General features: G+C 30.0%; 16 protein-coding genes and 1 tRNA gene. 14 read left to right on the top strand and 3 right to left on the bottom strand.

The window, feature by feature from the left end; translation table 11 throughout:
* Positions 1-51 precede the first annotated feature (51 nt).
* The 6 genes from WA327_RS05585 to WA327_RS05560 all read left to right on the top strand — a co-directional run bounded on the left by WA327_RS05585 (position 52) and on the right by WA327_RS05560 (position 4,878).
* Positions 52-615 carry a hypothetical protein gene (locus WA327_RS05585; protein ID WP_336067396.1) on the top strand — a complete coding sequence of 188 codons (564 nt, stop codon included), beginning with the start codon at positions 52-54 and terminating at the stop codon, positions 613-615.
* A gap of 152 nt (positions 616-767) precedes the next feature.
* Positions 768-1,055, top strand: coding sequence for a DUF6922 domain-containing protein (locus WA327_RS05580; protein WP_336067393.1), 288 nt, complete (start codon positions 768-770; stop codon positions 1,053-1,055).
* 3 nt (positions 1,056-1,058) lie between these two features.
* Positions 1,059-1,802 (top strand): nucleotidyl transferase AbiEii/AbiGii toxin family protein, encoded by a 744-nt coding sequence (locus WA327_RS05575; RefSeq protein ID WP_336067390.1) that lies wholly within the window; start codon positions 1,059-1,061, stop codon positions 1,800-1,802.
* 777 nt (positions 1,803-2,579) lie between these two features.
* The gene (locus tag WA327_RS05570; RefSeq protein WP_336067388.1) at positions 2,580-3,416 is read left to right on the top strand and encodes a hypothetical protein; all 837 of its coding nucleotides are present in this window, start codon (positions 2,580-2,582) and stop codon (positions 3,414-3,416) included.
* A gap of 250 nt (positions 3,417-3,666) precedes the next feature.
* Positions 3,667-4,089: a DUF6943 family protein gene (locus tag WA327_RS05565; RefSeq protein ID WP_336067386.1), complete on the top strand. Its 423-nt coding sequence runs from the start codon at positions 3,667-3,669 to the stop codon at positions 4,087-4,089.
* A 147-nt stretch (positions 4,090-4,236) separates the two neighbouring features.
* The gene (locus tag WA327_RS05560; RefSeq protein WP_336067384.1) at positions 4,237-4,878 is read left to right on the top strand and encodes a DUF6266 family protein; all 642 of its coding nucleotides are present in this window, start codon (positions 4,237-4,239) and stop codon (positions 4,876-4,878) included.
* 116 nt (positions 4,879-4,994) lie between these two features.
* Here the strand turns inward: WA327_RS05560 and WA327_RS05555 are convergent.
* A tRNA-Phe gene (locus tag WA327_RS05555) sits at positions 4,995-5,070 on the bottom strand.
* A 185-nt stretch (positions 5,071-5,255) separates the two neighbouring features.
* On the opposite strand from WA327_RS05555, the gene WA327_RS05550 reads away from it, so the two are divergent.
* The 8 genes from WA327_RS05550 to WA327_RS05515 all read left to right on the top strand — a co-directional run bounded on the left by WA327_RS05550 (position 5,256) and on the right by WA327_RS05515 (position 13,414).
* Entirely contained in the window at positions 5,256-5,987 is a 732-nt protein-coding gene (locus WA327_RS05550; protein WP_304145210.1) for a type III pantothenate kinase, read from the top strand.
* Positions 5,984-7,300 (top strand): hypothetical protein, encoded by a 1,317-nt coding sequence (locus WA327_RS05545; protein ID WP_336067380.1) that lies wholly within the window; start codon positions 5,984-5,986, stop codon positions 7,298-7,300. Before WA327_RS05550 ends, WA327_RS05545 begins: the two co-directional genes overlap by 4 nt.
* Positions 7,301-7,320: 20 nt before the next feature.
* Positions 7,321-8,646: a hypothetical protein gene (locus WA327_RS05540; RefSeq protein ID WP_336067376.1), complete on the top strand. Its 1,326-nt coding sequence runs from the start codon at positions 7,321-7,323 to the stop codon at positions 8,644-8,646.
* Positions 8,646-9,200, top strand: a complete 555-nt coding sequence (lptC, locus tag WA327_RS05535; protein ID WP_336067375.1) for an LPS export ABC transporter periplasmic protein LptC — start codon at positions 8,646-8,648, stop codon at positions 9,198-9,200. The genes WA327_RS05540 and lptC overlap by 1 nt, the downstream gene beginning before the upstream one ends.
* A gap of 55 nt (positions 9,201-9,255) precedes the next feature.
* The gene (locus WA327_RS05530; protein ID WP_336067372.1) at positions 9,256-9,441 is read left to right on the top strand and encodes a hypothetical protein; all 186 of its coding nucleotides are present in this window, start codon (positions 9,256-9,258) and stop codon (positions 9,439-9,441) included.
* The gene (locus WA327_RS05525; protein WP_336067369.1) at positions 9,441-10,730 is read left to right on the top strand and encodes a hemolysin family protein; all 1,290 of its coding nucleotides are present in this window, start codon (positions 9,441-9,443) and stop codon (positions 10,728-10,730) included. Before WA327_RS05530 ends, WA327_RS05525 begins: the two co-directional genes overlap by 1 nt.
* A 132-nt stretch (positions 10,731-10,862) precedes the next feature.
* Positions 10,863-12,989, top strand: a complete 2,127-nt coding sequence (locus WA327_RS05520) for a peptidylprolyl isomerase (RefSeq protein WP_336067366.1) — start codon at positions 10,863-10,865, stop codon at positions 12,987-12,989.
* A 71-nt stretch (positions 12,990-13,060) separates the two neighbouring features.
* On the top strand, positions 13,061-13,414 hold the full coding sequence (locus WA327_RS05515; protein ID WP_336067364.1) for a hypothetical protein: 354 nt from the start codon (positions 13,061-13,063) through the stop codon (positions 13,412-13,414).
* 23 nt (positions 13,415-13,437) lie between these two features.
* On the opposite strand, the gene WA327_RS05510 is transcribed toward WA327_RS05515, so the two are convergent.
* Both WA327_RS05510 and WA327_RS05505 read right to left on the bottom strand, forming a co-directional pair.
* Positions 13,438-14,346 (bottom strand): GYDIA family GHMP kinase, encoded by a 909-nt coding sequence (locus WA327_RS05510; RefSeq protein WP_336067361.1) that lies wholly within the window; start codon positions 14,344-14,346, stop codon positions 13,438-13,440.
* Complete coding sequence (locus WA327_RS05505) at positions 14,347-15,645, bottom strand: hydroxymethylglutaryl-CoA reductase, degradative (RefSeq protein ID WP_336067359.1); 1,299 nt, start codon at positions 15,643-15,645, stop codon at positions 14,347-14,349.
* Between the last annotated feature and the right edge of the window lie 83 nt (positions 15,646-15,728).

Raw genomic sequence — 15,728 nt, 5'->3', positions numbered from 1 at the left:
GGATATTAAAGTTTAGTTTTAGTGTTACAACCATTTGATCAAATAAGTAGTATGAAAAAAATTAATACAAATACTTTCAGAAGCATTTTAGAATTTTTAGAGCTAACAAAAAAAAGTAATATTATAAATTCATGGTTATTAGGTATAAACTCTGCTATTCTTTTATATTTAATCAATAATGTTGTTCAATCTACTGAGTTTTTAGAGGATTTAATTCTTAACAATCTTTTATTTAAATACGTTTATATTTTACTATTTGTCTGGTTATCTATTAATGAGGTACTATTACTTGTTTACACTTATAAAGAAAAAGTTTTGTCTTTGACAATCGAAGATAAATATTATAGATTAAAAAGCTTTATTTCTTACATGGATAATATTGATTTTATAACTGATGAGGAATTATTAGACAAGGATATTTCTAACATTCATAAACTAACTAGTAAGCTAGATACTAAAGATGCTATTAATTATTACACTAATAAGATTATTAAATATAATAAATCAATCTTAAAATGGTCTAATAAAAGATATTTGATTTATAAGTTTGTTGTGTTAGCTTCAATCCCATTATTAATAGCTTCTTTTATTCTCTTTTATAATAGTGTTAGATAGGTTTATTAACTGTATTTTATCTTTTAATGTTTTAACTATTAATGGTATAGATCTTGCTGTATATACATAAACTAATGCTAAAGTGTGTATTTTATAAATACATTTTTGTACATTTGTAATTAATTATTTACCAATACTGAGAAATACCACTTTTGAAAACTAAAGCCAATATAACTAATATTGCTCGAAAACACCTGTTTTGGGATATGGATAGAAGTAAATTATCTACTAAACAAGATAAAGCACTTATTATCCCAAGAATGTTATTGGCTACAACTAAAGAAAGTTTTCTTAAAGATATTTCTAACTTAGAAAGAACATATACACCTAACGAGATTTATAACGTTTTAAAAAATACTAAAGAACGTATAAGTAACAATGTTTGTCGTATGGTAGCACAACGTTACAATAAACCAGTCTTTTTACGTTATAAATTTTAGTTAATGAGTGCAGTATCTCCAGTACTCTTACAAACCATAAAACAACTACAGTCATTACCAAGTTTATCACAATTCGCATTAGCAGGTGGTACAAATTTAGCATTCCGTTTTAATCACAGACACTCACAAGATATAGATTTATTTTGCCCAGAAATAGTAGGGATTAAGCATTTTGAAACTATTGAAGCAGAAGTAAAAAACTTTTTTGGTGAAGCTAATATTACAGGTTTAGAATATCCTGTAGATAAAGAAAGTGAACAACACACATACCTTAGATTTTGGATAACTACTAAAAGTGAAAAAATAAAAGTAGAAATTATTCAAAATATGAAAATGATGGACGCTATTGAAATTGTTGATGAGGTAAGGTTAGTAACAACTAAAGATATTGGGCTATTTAAATTAATTAGCGGTTCAAGTCGTGCAGCTAAAAAAGATATTTACGATTTAGATTTTATTACTGAACAAATAAACATCGTAAATCTGTTTGAAATGCTAAAAGCTAAAAAAGAAAAGTTTAATAAAAAAGAACATCAAAATATTTTTGATTTAGACGAAGAAGAATGTCCTACTCAAAACCCTAATTTATTATTGAAGTTTGATGGCAGTGTAAAGCAAAACAGAATTAAACCGATACACTCCAATGATACTATTTTAATCGTTGAAGGAGGTAAAAGTTGGGTAAGAGTAAGAATAAGTTGGAGAATGAAAGTACGTCGTCTATTTAATCATTTAGAAAACAAGTAACAATCCCACACAACCCAAAACCCAGTTTTTTGCGAAAAAGCAAAAACCCTCTGTCTTTTGTGTTGTTCCGCGCGCCTTACAAGTTTAGCGTTTTTTTATCTTATAGGTTATAGCATATTACAGCTTTGGTTTTTCATAAAATCAAACCAAACTGCAATAAGCTATTTTTTAATTATTTATTCATAAAAACACTAAACTCCCCAAAGCTATATTTACATAATTGGTAGTTATGTAACAAAATTGCATAAGCGCAACAATTTTGTCACACAACTCAACTATGTAAAATAGCCGACATCCTCCCACGCTCGGTGCAGTCATTAAATTAAAAAAAGGTCGTTTTTAAAGTTTTTTAGAAATTTTATTAATCGTGTATTATTTATAAAATTTCAGTTTTATCCCATTGTAGATTTGTAGTATATTAATTATAAATCTTAAAAAAATGAGAAAATTTAAAGTAAAAAAAGACGAGCCAACACAAGCAGATTTAGATAATCATGCAAACCAACTAAACCCTAATAATGATGAATATTGGCATTCTAGAGAAGAAAATTAATCAAATCCTAAAGAGTAATGAGTAATCCTAAACCTAAAACAAATAAATTAGTACCTAATTTGCCAAGCAAAAAAATAGGTGTAAAATCTGGTGATAAGCGGTTTAATTTTCCGCCTAAAAGAAAATAATATATTACCTTTAAACAGTGATATCATAATTATTATGTTATTATAAATTTTCCAAACTAAATAGCAATGTTTTAATAGCATTGCTATTTTTGTTTAATGATAGATTTTAAAAAGCTTTTTGACGATAATAAAATACTTCTAGCTAAACTTGATAACTTAAGTTTGGTAGAAGATTTATTTATAAAAAAATATGGTTCAGAAGAAAAAGCTAGAGAAGTTTTTAAAGAAATCCTTAAAACTTCAAAAAAAGATAATAACTTACAAGAGCTACTATTAGCAGAATTTAGTTTAGACTCGTTATTTGCAGTTTTAGATACTTTTAACAAAGCATCAAACCTTACAGAAACCTTACAAAATTTGGAAGTATTTAAATCTAATGCTAATATATCCAAAGAAATACATGATAATATAAATATTGTAAAATCAGTATCAGATAGTAATAAAATTCCAGAAGTATATAAGGATAGTTTTATAGCCTACATAAACCAAAATGTTACCTTCACATTGGCTAATACTAGAAAAGAATTAGGGTATCCACATCCAAGAATTTTCAATCCTTGGCTTAATTTCTTTTTTGATAATAAATATAAATCTAGAACATTAGAAAAAGGTAGAAGCGCTGGTAAAATAACATTATCAGAGTATGTTGAAATTGTATCGGCTTTCATACTTAGTTATGACGAAAAAAAGTTAGACTTTTCTAATCCTAAAAAAATGCTAGAGCGTTTTGAATTTCAACAAAAAACACAAAAGCAATTTTTAAAAAATCGTGAAGGGTATTATTACAGCAAATTAAGAGAAAAATTAAAAGACATAAATTTATCCAGCAACTACCAAGCTAATTTTAAGAACAAACCTTTTGATTTAGAAAAACGAAAAATCCCATACATTTTATTTTCTATAATTGAAGAAGATTTAAATAATTGTAATTAAATAAAAAAGTAAGCAAATATACGTGGCTACCACAGCCAACGCGCAAGGCTATAAAGTTTAAACCCAAAGGGTTTTAAATAAAACTTTTTTGTTAAAACAAATACGTCTTTATTATTAAACTATTACCTCAAAAAACTTTTATTTAAAAAACTTGACAGCCTATCCACGCCACCTAATCAATGGCTATCTTTTTTCTTTTCAAAAAAAATAATGTAGCGAAGCGTAGCGAGCAATTTTAAATTGGATAGCTATGTCAACTTTTGAACTGAAAACACACCAAATCGGAAAATCCTACACGCAACCTCATTTTTTTATCCTTAATAAAGGGCTTAACAGTGGTAAACCACTCTCAAGTCCTTGTCCTAACTGTTTCGTAGTTATCACAAAAAAAGAATCCGAAAAAAATATGCTTTTTCAAATATCTGCAATATTACAAATAAGCGGATTTTACAAGGTTTCTTTAAAAGGTAGTGTTATTCCGTTTATATCTGTAAAAGATTGTTCTAACACGCTTAAAAAAGGCTGTTTGGCTATCAATAATGGTGGTGAGAAGTCAAAAAAACATTTAAAAGCTATTGCTTTAATCATCAAAAAAGAAAATGAGTTAAAAAACACCTTAAAAAAAATTAACCAGCTTAAAATTGCATATATGAAGTCAACAATTAAAACCTAATAAACAGAATAAAAAGGAAAAAGAAAGTAAAGCAATGAAATGATGTAAACAAATGAGCTAAAAATCGTTATAAGGGTGTATATTGATTAAAATTGTATTAAAGCCGTACCAAATCCAAATGAATTTTAATTTTAAATTGTTATAGAAATGGGAAAAATTTCACAAGGTATTTTAGGAGGCTTTTCAGGTAAAGTCGGAACAGTAGTTGGTGGTAGATGGAAAAACATTGACTACATAAGAGCTAAACCAATTAACGTTGCAAACCCACGTACAGAAGGGCAAGTAAACCAAAGAAATAAGTTTAGTACTACTTTAGAGTTTTTACAGCCTAATATTGCTTTTATTAGAAAAGGTTTTAAGGCTTATGCAGTAGGTAAAACAGAATTTAATGCAGCAATGTCTTATGTTTTAAATAATGCTATTACAGGTTCTGCACCAAACTTTACAGTAGATTATGCAACTGCTTTATTGAGTAGAGGATCATTAGCAGGAGCTTTAAACCCAGCTACAGATTTAACAACAGCAGGTCAAGTAGAGTTTACTTGGACAGATAACTCAACAGAGGGTAACGCAAATACAACGGATAAAGCAATGGTGATTGTTTATAATCCTATTAAAAAAGAATCTATCTATATTTTAGATGGCGCTTTAAGGACTGTAGGCTCACAAACAGTTGTAATTCCTAACAGTTATGCTGGTGATACAGTAGAGTTATTTATGGCTTTTATTACTGATGATGGTAGTCAAGTATCAAATAGTGTTTATTTAGGTAGTGGTACGGCTTCTTAATTTATCTAAGTAAATGTTTTTTAAACCGTTACATTAATTTGTAGCGGTTTTTTTGTACCCTATTTTGCACCCTAAATTTAAAAACCCTTACAAACATTGAGTTTATAAGGGTTTTATGGTGGTGCCTCCAGGAATCGAACCAGGGACACAAGGATTTTCAGTCCTTTGCTCTACCAACTGAGCTAAGGCACCAGTTGCATTATTGCGGATGCAAATATATGTTCATTTTTAAAACTGACAAAACAAAAAAAGGAAAAAATAAATTTAGTTTTCAATCTTTTGTTATTACGTGCTGTATTAAGCTCAAATTCAATATTATAAATTAATTAAGAAAAATTTTAAATCGGTTTTGTAAATTTGGCGCTTTTGGTATATGTATGAATTTAGTTATCGATGTAGGAAATACTAGCGTAAAACTTGCTGTTTTTAAGGATGCACTTCTCTTTAAAAAAGAAGTAGTAATGATTCAAGATCTACTTGAAACTATTTCTAAAATAAAAGAAGAGAATAAAACAATTAAAAATGTAATTGTGTCTTCAGTTGGTAATTTAGATAAAGAAGTTTTAGAATATTTAGACAATAATTTTCAAGTTTTATTTCTTTCTCATCAAACAAAACTTCCTTTTAAAAATTTATATGAAACACCAAACACCTTAGGGATTGATAGAATAGCGCTTATCGCTGCTTCTGTAGATCGATATTCTGAAAAAAACGTATTAGTTATAGATGCTGGTACATGTATTACATATGATTTTATCAATAAAGAAAATGAATATTTAGGAGGTGCTATTTCGCCTGGGATAAGAATGCGTTATAAAGCATTGTATAATCAAACGGCAAAATTACCGTTATTAGATACTGAAGCTCCTGAAAATTTAATTGGTAACTCTACAATAACATCAATTAATAGTGGAGTAGTTAATGGATTAGTAAATGAGATTGATGGTGTAATTGCACAGTATAAGGAAAAATACAACGATTTAACAATAATTTTAACAGGTGGAGACGCTAATTTTTTGTCTAAACAATTAAAAAGTAGCATATTTGCCAACTCAAATTTCTTGCTGCAAGGCTTGAATTTTATTTTACTCAACAATTTAAACGAATGATAAAAAAACTTTTAATAGTTTTTATTGCACTAATAGCAATTCAAAGTAAAGCACAACAAGGTGGTGGATCACCATATTCTTTTTATGGAATAGGAAGTTTAAAATTTAAAGGTTCTGTTGAAAATAGAAGTATGGGAGGAATGGCTGTTTATAAAGATAGTATTCATATAAATTTTACCAATCCTGCCACTTTTGGAGATGAAAATATATCAACTTTTAGAAATGAAAGTAGACCAGTAAAATATACTGTTGGAGGCAGTCACTCGTCTTCAAATTTAGAGTCAAACTCAAGTAGTGACAAATCTAATACAACTTCATTTGATTACTTAGCACTTTCTGTACCTGTGGGTAAGTTAGGTTTTGGTTTTGGTCTTTTGCCTTATAGTTCTGTAGGTTATAAACTTCAAACATATACAGATTTTGGTGGTGTAGAAAACAGGTATGAAGGCGAAGGTGGTTTAAATAAAGTGTTTTTATCTGCTGGATATCAAATCAATAAAAATTTAAGTTTTGGTGTTACTGCTGACTATAATTTTGGTAACATTCAAAATAGTACAGTTTTATTTGCCTACAATACTGAAGAGCAATTACTAAATTACCAAAGTAAAGAAACTAATCGTTCTGATTTAAGTGGTTTGAATTGGAATCTTGGTTTGCATTACCGTGGAATGATTTCAGAAAAATTAGAATTTCAAGGGTCTGCTACATATTCCCCAGAATCTGATTTAACGTCTAAAAATGAAAGATCAATTTCAACAATAACAATTAGTAGTTTATCAGGTGCTGAAACTATTGTTAATACAATAGATATAGATTTAGCTGCAAATAATTTAGCTGAAACTACATTAACACTACCAGCCAAATACAGTATTGGTGGTGGTTTAGGAGAGCCACGTAAATGGTTTGCGGGTGTAGAATATACATTACAAGAAACGAGTAATTTTAATAACCCACTATATGCTAATTCAGGAACAACTTTTGAAGATGCTTCTAAATTATCAATTGGTGGTTTTTATATTCCTGAGTATAATTCATTTTCAAGTTATTGGAAAAGAACGGTTTATAGAGCTGGATTACGATTTGAAAACACAGGTTTAAACATTAATAATCAGTCAATAAATGAGTTTGGCATGTCTTTTGGGGTAGGATTACCAGTAGGAACACCAAGAACACCATTTTCTAACGCAAACATAGGTGTAGAATTTGGAAAACGTGGGACAACAGATGCTAACTTAGTAAAAGAAAACTTTGTAAATGTTAACATAAGTTTGTCGCTAAATGATTGGTGGTTCCAAAAAAGAAAATACAACTAAAAAAGATAAAATTTAAAATTATGAAGACTAAGATTACATTATTAATCGCGCTATTTTTCAGTCTAAGCTTTGGTTTTTCTCAAAATGAACAAGAATGTGCAACAAAATTATCTTTAATGGCAGAAGCTGCTAAAGCTGGTAATTATGAAGCTGCGTATCCTCCATTTAAATGGCTAAGAGAAAACTGTGCAAAATATAATCTTGCTATTTATCAATATGGTGAGAAAATTTTAGAAAGTTTTGTGGAGACTAAAGAAGATAAAAAAACATATATCTTAGAATTAACAGATATGTGGAATGATAGAGCAGAATACTTCCCTAGCAAAACTAAAGCTGGTAAAGTTATGGTTGATGCTTGTATTTTAAAATATGATAATAAAGATATTTTAGGGCTAACTACTCAACAATTATATGATTGTTTTGATAATGCATACAAGACAGATAAAGAAAACTTTACAAGCACCAAAGGATTATATCTTTACTTTAAATTAGCTGTAGAATTATATGATGCACAAAAAATGACAGCTCAACAGTTATTTGATAAGTATGATGATGTTGCTGAAAAAATTGAATACGAAATAGAAGACAATACCAGAAGACTTAATAAATATATAGAAAAAGAAGAAGCTGGTACGCCTTTAACAAGTAGAGATGAAAAGTATAAAAAGTATCACGGACAAATGATAGATGCTTTTGGTAAAGTAACTGCTGGTATAGATTCAGATTTAGGAACAAGAGCAAATTGTGATAACTTAATTCCTTTGTATACTAAAAACTTTGAAGCTAATAAAGATAATGCTGAGTGGTTACAAAGAGCATTAAATAAAATGTATCAAAAAGATTGTCAAGAAGATCCTTTATTTATAAAGATATTAGATACTAAACACAATTTGCAACCAACAGCAGATTCAGCTTACTATTTATATGTTAAAACAGGAGAGCAAAAATATTTAGATCAAGCAATTTCTCTTCAAACAGATCCTTTAAAAAAGTCAAACTTAGTGTATAGAATTGCATTAAACTTTAAGAAGAAGGGAAGCTATGGTCAAGCAAGACAATATTTTTACGAAACAGTTAAGTTAAATCCATCTAACAAAAACCCATACATGCACGTAGCAGAAATGTATGCAAAAAGTGCCAACAGTTGTGGTACAGATAGTTTTAACAAAAGAGCAGTATTCTGGTTAGCAGCTCAAGAAGCTAATAAAGCAGGAAACTCAAGTGCAGCAGCAAAATACAATGGTTTAGCACCAACTAAGTCAGAAATCTTTAATAAAGATATGGCAGGTAAATCAATTAGTATTGGATGTTGGATTGGTAGAACTGTAACAGTACCAAGCCTATAATGCAAAATCAAAATTTACATATATTAAAAAACTCAGTCATAGCGTTTGCTATGACTTTGTTTTTTGCATGTAAAGGCAATTTAAAAGACATCAAAAAGATGGATATGTCTGCTAACGAGCCCGTAGGGATTTCAGATAGTATAAATGTGAAATATACAGATTCTGGTCGTTTAGCAGCTAATTTAATTAGTCCAAAAATGTACGATTATAGTAATCGTGACTTTTCTTATAGCGAATTTCCTGATGGAATTTTACTCTACTTATACGATAAGCAAAATCAAAGAACAACAATTATTTCAGATTATGCTATTGTTTATAACGAAACAGATTTAATAGATTTAAGAGGAAATGTTGTTGCTGCAACTCCAGAAAAAGATACATTGTATGCAGAGCAATTATATTACGATCAAACCAAGCAATGGTTATTCACAAATTTACCTGTTACTTTTAGATCTAAAGATTATGTAACTAATGGCGAAGGTTTTGACTCTGATAGAGATTTTAATAAAGCAGAAGTCTTAGGAGTTACTGGTCAATTTGCAGTTACAGAATAATTGTAGCACCTTTTACTTTTTTAGTATCTTTACAGCCTAAATTATAATTCATTACATGAAATTATTTAAGATTTTTCAATACGCATACATTGTATTTGCAGTATTGTTTGTTTATGATGCGTTTGCAGACTATAATAGTACAGGAGAGATAAAATACCTGTCATTATTTTTAGCAGCTTTAGCTATATTTATGTTCTTTTTTAGAAGAAAATTCAACAATAAATTTGATAATAATAAATAATGGCAACCTCAATAATAATTATTGTTTGTTCATTATTGCTATCGGCATTTTTTTCAGGTATGGAGATTGCTTACGTGTCTTCAAACAAAATTCATATAGAAATTGAAAAAAAGCAAGAGGGTTTTTTAGCTCAAATACTTACAAAAATTACTGCTAAACCTTCAAAATTTATTGCAACTATGCTTATTGGTAATAATATAGCATTAGTTATTTATGGGTTGTTTATGGGAGATTTATTGGTGCAATGGTTTCAAAGCTTTTTACCTTCAGAAAGCGGATTTTTAACCTATTTATTAACCGACTTAAACCTGCTAACCCAAACCATAATTTCAACATTAATTATATTGTTTACTGCGGAGTTTCTTCCAAAAGTATTCTTTCAAATTTATGCCAATTCATTATTAAAAATACTAGCCTTTCCTGCGTATTTATTCTATGTGTTTTTCACTTTTATTTCAGATTTTGTCATTTGGATTAGTGATGTTGTACTTAAAAAATTCTTCAAAACAGAAGGCGATCAAGTACAACTAGCTTTTACAAAAGTTGAGTTAGGTAACTATATTAGTGAGCAAATGGAAAGCGTTGAAGAACATGAAGAAATTGATACCGAAATTCAAATTTTTCAAAATGCTTTAGAGTTTTCCGAAGTAAAAGCACGCGAAGTTATGGTACCTCGTACCGAAATTACAGCGCTAGAGCTTCATGATTCCGTAGACGATTTAAGTAAACTTTTTACAGAAACGGGTTACTCAAAAATCTTAATTTATAAAGAAACTATAGATGAAATTTTAGGTTACGTGCATTCTTTTGATTTGTTTAAAAAGCCAAAAAATATAGGCTCAATGATTATGCCTGTCGAGCTGGTGCCAGAAACAATGCTTATCAAAGATATCTTAAATGTACTTATCAAAAAACGAAAAAGTATAGCAGTTGTAGTGGACGAATATGGTGGTACATCTGGTATTATGACCGTAGAGGATATTGTAGAAGAATTGTTTGGAGAAATTGAAGACGAGCATGATAGCGTAGATTTAATTGAAGAACAAAAAGACGAAGACAATTTTGTGTTTTCTGCGAGATTAGAAGTAGATTATATTAACGAAACCTATAAAATTGACTTACCTGAAGGCGAAAACTACGAAACTTTAGGAGGTTTAATTGTAGACTTTACAGAAGAAATTCCGCAACAAGACGAAATTGTGACTATTGAGAATTTCGAATTCAAAATATTAGAAGTGTCCAACACAAAAATAGATTTAGTAGCCTTAAAAATTAAAGAAGAAGATTAGCTTCAACTACATGAAAATCTTGATAATAGCTGCTTAATTTATTATTTATCTATTTATTATAAAAAGTGCTTTTATTATTGAATAGAAAATGGTATTTTCGCCCACTATATTTCATAAAATTTATCATAGAAAATGGCAATTTTAAATAAAATAAGACAGAAAACAGTTGTATTAATTTTGGTTATCGCGTTAGCCTTATTCGCATTTATTTTATCAAGTTTATTTGATAACAAAGATGCTTTATTTGGTAAATCTCAAGATGTTGTTGCAACCATTAACGGTAAAGACATAAGCAGAGTAGAGTTTATGAATCTTGTAGAGCAACAGCAACAACAAATGGGCGCAAACGCAACATCAACTCAAGTGATGAACCGAGTATTTGATGCAAAAGTTAGAGAAGCTGTTATGGAAGGTCAGTTTGAAAAATTAGGATTATCTATCGAGACTGATCAAATGAGAGACATTTTAAAAAATGCATTAGCAACTAGTCCAGAATTTTTAAATGAAGCTGGCGTGTTTGATGAGTCTAAATTAAAAGTTTATATAGATAACTTAAAATCTACTTCGGCGCAAGCTTACCAAAACTGGGTAAACTACGAGCAACAATTAGCTGTAGGAGCATTACAAACAGATTATTTTAATATGGTAAAAGCTGGTGCAACTGCCACGTTAGCAGAAGGTGAATTAGATCACAAATTAGCTAATGATAAAGTAGATATCAAGTATGTGCAAGTACCTTACAGCTCTATTCCAGATAGTACCGTAACAGTATCTAAATCTGAAATTAAAGATTACATTTCTAAGCACGAAAAGTCTTATCAAACAGAAGCTAGTAGAAGTTTTCAATATGTATATTTTAAAGAAGAAGCTTCTGCTGAAGATGAAAAAAATATTCAAGATGGCTTAAAAGAGCTTATCAACGACAGAGAAGTTTATGATGAAACTGCAGAAGACAAAAAACGTACAGAAGTTGGTTTTAAAAACACAACAGACGTAGAAGATTTTGTTAATGCAAATTCTGACGATATAAAATATAACGATAGATTTTTAAAGAAATCTGCTTTACCAGAAACTATTGCAGACACTATCTTCAACCAAGAAGTTGGATTTATCTACGGACCATACAAAGAAGAAAACTACTACAAGTTATCAAAATTAGTAGGAAGAACAACTTTACCAGATTCAGCTAAAACAAGACACATCTTAATTCCGTTTATTGGTGCAACAAGAGCACCAGCAGATGCTAAGCCAAAAGCAGAAGCAGAAGCTTTAGCAGATAGCTTGTTAACAGTATTAAAATCGGATACTTCTAAATTCTCTGAGTTTGTAACAAAATATTCAACAGACCAAGGAAGTGTAGAAAATGAAGGTCGTTACGACTGGTTTGCTTATGACAGAATGGTACCAGAATTTAGAGATTTTGCTTTTGAAGGTAAAACAGGAGATTTAGGTGTTGTTGAAACTACTTTTGGCTTACACATTATTGAAGTTGAAGGTCAAAAAGGATCTTCAGATATGGTAAAAGTAGCAACAATTGCTAGAAAAATTGAATCTTCTGAAGAAACTAACGATAAGATATTTAGAGATGCTTCTACCTTTGAAGTAAACTTAGAAAACGGAGATTTTGCAACATTAGCAAAAGAGTCTAACTACGATGTAAGACCAATGACAGCAAAAGAATTAGACGAAAGTATTCCTGGTATTGGTAACCAAAGACAAATTGTTCGTTGGGCTTTTGAAGAAGGAACAGACGTAGGTGATTATAAGCGATTTCCTGTATCTGGCGGAATTGTAATTGCGCAATTAACTTCAAAATCTGAAGCTGGATTAATGAGTGTAGAAGATGCTTCTGTAACTGCGTTACCAGCAATTAGAAAAGATAAGAAAGCAAAATTAATCATGGATAGAGTAAGTGCAACAACTTTAGATGAGTTTGCTAAAGCAGAAAATCAAAATGTTAGAACTTCTGTTGCTATCAACATGAAAAATCCAACTATTTCTGGTGCAGGTAACGAGCCAATGGTTGTTGGTACAGCATTTGGATTAAATGAAGGAGAAACTTCTGGTTTAGTAAAAGGAAATACAGGTGTATTTATGGTACAAACAACTAAAAAGACACCAGCAACAGAATTAGAAAACTACCAGCCATTTGCAAATCAAGTAAGTGCAGAAAAGTTAAGCTCTGTTCAAAACAGACTTTATAATGCCTTAAAAGAAGCTGCTGAAATAGAAGATAACCGTGCTAACACAGTACAGTAATTCTTAAATAAAATATTAGAAAAAGCCTCTTGAAAATCAAGAGGTTTTTTGTTTTAAAAAGTAAATTAATTTTGGAAGAAATAATTATAGTTACTGTAGCTATTTTAATAATCATTTATTCAAATTTTATAATTCTTAGAAAGTTTTACAGGTTTTTAAAAGGTTATATGAGAGAAGCTATTCAATTTGCAGAAGAGAATAATTTAGTATTAGTTGATTTAAATTACCCAACTAAATCAATGTTAAAAAATAACCCATTTAAAGTTTCACCAAGTAGTTTTATTGCTATTTTGATTAGTTCTCCTTTGATAAAATATCAAGTTGTTGATGTAGAAAATAAAATAGGTAAAACTGAAACTTATTGGATGAAAATTGAAATTTTCTTTTTTAGAGAAACTAAGATTATATTTAAAAAACAAGTTTAATTTTAAGTTGAAAAAGGTTTTTTTCATAAAACCATATCAGTATAACTTAAAATAGTATCAAACCCTTTGCTTTTAAAATACTCAGTTGGGTTGTTTTTTGAAGCAACTAAAATAAAATCTCCGCCCCAAGCGCCAAGACTTTTTATACTTCCATTAAAGTCATCAAAAAGTAATTTCTTTACAGGTGTTTGATTGGTTACAGAAGCAATAGTCTGTTCATGCTCGTTTATTAAGGATTGAAACTTATCTAAAGTCTCACAAATTATCATTTGTTCTGTAATTGCATTTATTGTAGCTCTAGTTGCTTCTAAATTGTTTCTATTTGCTTTATAATGTGCAATACCATCTCTACTATTTTGTTTTTTATTTAAATGAACAAAATAAAGATTGTTTTTAAAATTAGGGTTGAAGTTTACGTATTCAATAACTCTATTTTTATCATTTAATTGATAAGTTAAAGCAGAGTCTTTATGCGCGCAAGCAATGTCGTAACCACTACCACCAAAAGTTAATTCTAATAATTTATAAGCATTAACATTGGCCCAGTTAGCGATATTATTAATTAAGGTTGAAGATGTGCCTAATCCCCAATTTTCAGGAAATTCTAATACAGTTGAAATTTTAAAACCTTCATCTTTTAAAAATTTAGGATTTAATTGTTTTACAGCTGTTATGATTTGTAATAAACGATTGGAGACTTCAGAATTAGTTGTGTTTTCAATTGAAACAGTTTCATTTTGAAACGAAAATTCCGCATTAAACCATTCCTTTTGATTATGGTCTAAACTGTTCCAAGTCAGTTTATTTGTTGCTTCTTTTTCAATGTGAAGTGATTGTCCAAATACAGTAGGAATAGCCAATGCTTTAGCACCGTCAAGTACCACATATTCTGCGCTAAGTAATAATTTTCCGTGACTGTAATAGGTTTGCATTTATCCTCTTAATTTTTCAATCTGTTCTACAACAGCGCTATGCGAAACAGTGTTGTGTTTAAAATGATTGATTATAGTTTCTTTTTCTTGTGGTGTTGCTTCAAATTGATTTAAAATATTCATCAAATGCATTTTCATATGCCCTTCTTGAATACCTGTTGTTGTTAAACTTCTTAAAGCAGCAAAGTTTTGTGCTAAACCAGCAACAGCTACAATTTGCATTAATTGCTTTGCGGTAGGGTGATCTAATAAGTTTAAAGCTAGTTTTACTAAAGGATGTAAACTTGTTAATCCGCCAACTGTACCTAAAGCTAACGGAATTTCCATCCAAAAAGTAAACACGCCATTTTCAACTTTTGCATGTGTTAAACTAGAGTATTGTCCATTTTTTGATGCGTAGGCATGTACGCCAGCTTCTACAGCTCTAAAATCGTTACCGGTAGCCAAAACAACAGCATCAATACCATTCATAATACCTTTGTTGTGCGTTACTGCTCGGTAAGGTTCTATTTCGGCAATGTTTACGGCTTGTACAAATTTTTCGGCAAAGGTGTTTGGGTCAATATCTTTTTCGGCTAAATCTTCAACGTTGCAACTTACTTCAGCTCTAACTAAACATTCAGGTACGTAATTAGATAAAATACTCATCACAATCTCTACAGGTGCTGCAAGTTGTGTTTCAGCTTCAGCTTTAAATGTTTGTGCAAACTGCTCTAAACACGAATTGATAAAATTTGCACCCATTGCATCTAGCGTTTCAAAAGTCGCATGCAATTGGTAGTAATTATATAATCCTTCTGTTTTATCTTTAAGTTGAATGTCCAAAATACCGCCACCACGTTTTTCCATATTTTTGGTTATTGGCTTGGCATCTGTGATTAATTTCGACTTAATTTTGTCAAAAAAAGAGGTTAAAGCTTCCTTTTTACCATTGTACATAAAATGAACTTGCCCAATTTTTGTTGTGCTAATCACTTTAGTTTTAAATCCGCCACGCGTTTGCCAAAATTTTGCCGCTTTACTAGCAGCAGCAACGACTGAGCTTTCTTCAATCGCCATAGGAATAGTGTAGGTTTTGTCGTTAATCACAAAATTAGGAGCAACGCCAAAAGGCAAGTAAAAGTTAGTTACGGTGTTTTCTATAAACTCGTCGTGTAGCTGTTGTAGTTTTTCATCTGAGTTCCAATACTGCTTTAAAACTTGTTTAATCGAGTCATTTTCAGAAAAATGATGTGCTACTAACCAATCTATTTTTTCGGTTTTTGATAGTTTAGAAAATCCAGAAACTAATGCTGCCATGTAATTAAATTTTGAGTTGCAAAGATACTATACTGAAGTTAACATTTTAAGTTTGGTGTAAAAATTGATGTTAATGATGTTTT

Source organism: Mesoflavibacter sp. CH_XMU1404-2, assembly GCF_037029465.1.
Taxonomy (GTDB): Bacteria; Bacteroidota; Bacteroidia; order Flavobacteriales; family Flavobacteriaceae; genus Mesoflavibacter.
The sequence above is the reverse complement of the archived record's forward strand: the minus strand, read 5'-3'. Positions and strand labels throughout refer to the sequence as shown.

Bases quoted from the DNA above. Each gene is read 5' to 3' on its own strand.
- WA327_RS05585 (WP_336067396.1), top strand. From the start codon at position 52: ATGAAAAAAATTAATACAAATACTTTCAGAAGCATTTTAGAATTTTTA.
- WA327_RS05575 (WP_336067390.1), top strand. From the start codon at position 1,059: ATGAGTGCAGTATCTCCAGTACTCTTACAAACCATAAAACAACTACAG.
- WA327_RS05570 (WP_336067388.1), top strand. From the start codon at position 2,580: ATGATAGATTTTAAAAAGCTTTTTGACGATAATAAAATACTTCTAGCT.
- WA327_RS05565 (WP_336067386.1), top strand. From the start codon at position 3,667: ATGTCAACTTTTGAACTGAAAACACACCAAATCGGAAAATCCTACACG.
- WA327_RS05560 (WP_336067384.1), top strand. From the start codon at position 4,237: ATGGGAAAAATTTCACAAGGTATTTTAGGAGGCTTTTCAGGTAAAGTC.
- WA327_RS05550 (WP_304145210.1), top strand. From the start codon at position 5,256: ATGAATTTAGTTATCGATGTAGGAAATACTAGCGTAAAACTTGCTGTT.
- WA327_RS05545 (WP_336067380.1), top strand. From the start codon at position 5,984: ATGATAAAAAAACTTTTAATAGTTTTTATTGCACTAATAGCAATTCAA.
- WA327_RS05540 (WP_336067376.1), top strand. From the start codon at position 7,321: ATGAAGACTAAGATTACATTATTAATCGCGCTATTTTTCAGTCTAAGC.
- lptC (WP_336067375.1), top strand. From the start codon at position 8,646: ATGCAAAATCAAAATTTACATATATTAAAAAACTCAGTCATAGCGTTT.
- WA327_RS05530 (WP_336067372.1), top strand. From the start codon at position 9,256: ATGAAATTATTTAAGATTTTTCAATACGCATACATTGTATTTGCAGTA.
- WA327_RS05525 (WP_336067369.1), top strand. From the start codon at position 9,441: ATGGCAACCTCAATAATAATTATTGTTTGTTCATTATTGCTATCGGCA.
- WA327_RS05520 (WP_336067366.1), top strand. From the start codon at position 10,863: ATGGCAATTTTAAATAAAATAAGACAGAAAACAGTTGTATTAATTTTG.
- WA327_RS05510 (WP_336067361.1), bottom strand. From the start codon at position 14,346: ATGCAAACCTATTACAGTCACGGAAAATTATTACTTAGCGCAGAATAT.
- WA327_RS05505 (WP_336067359.1), bottom strand. From the start codon at position 15,645: ATGGCAGCATTAGTTTCTGGATTTTCTAAACTATCAAAAACCGAAAAA.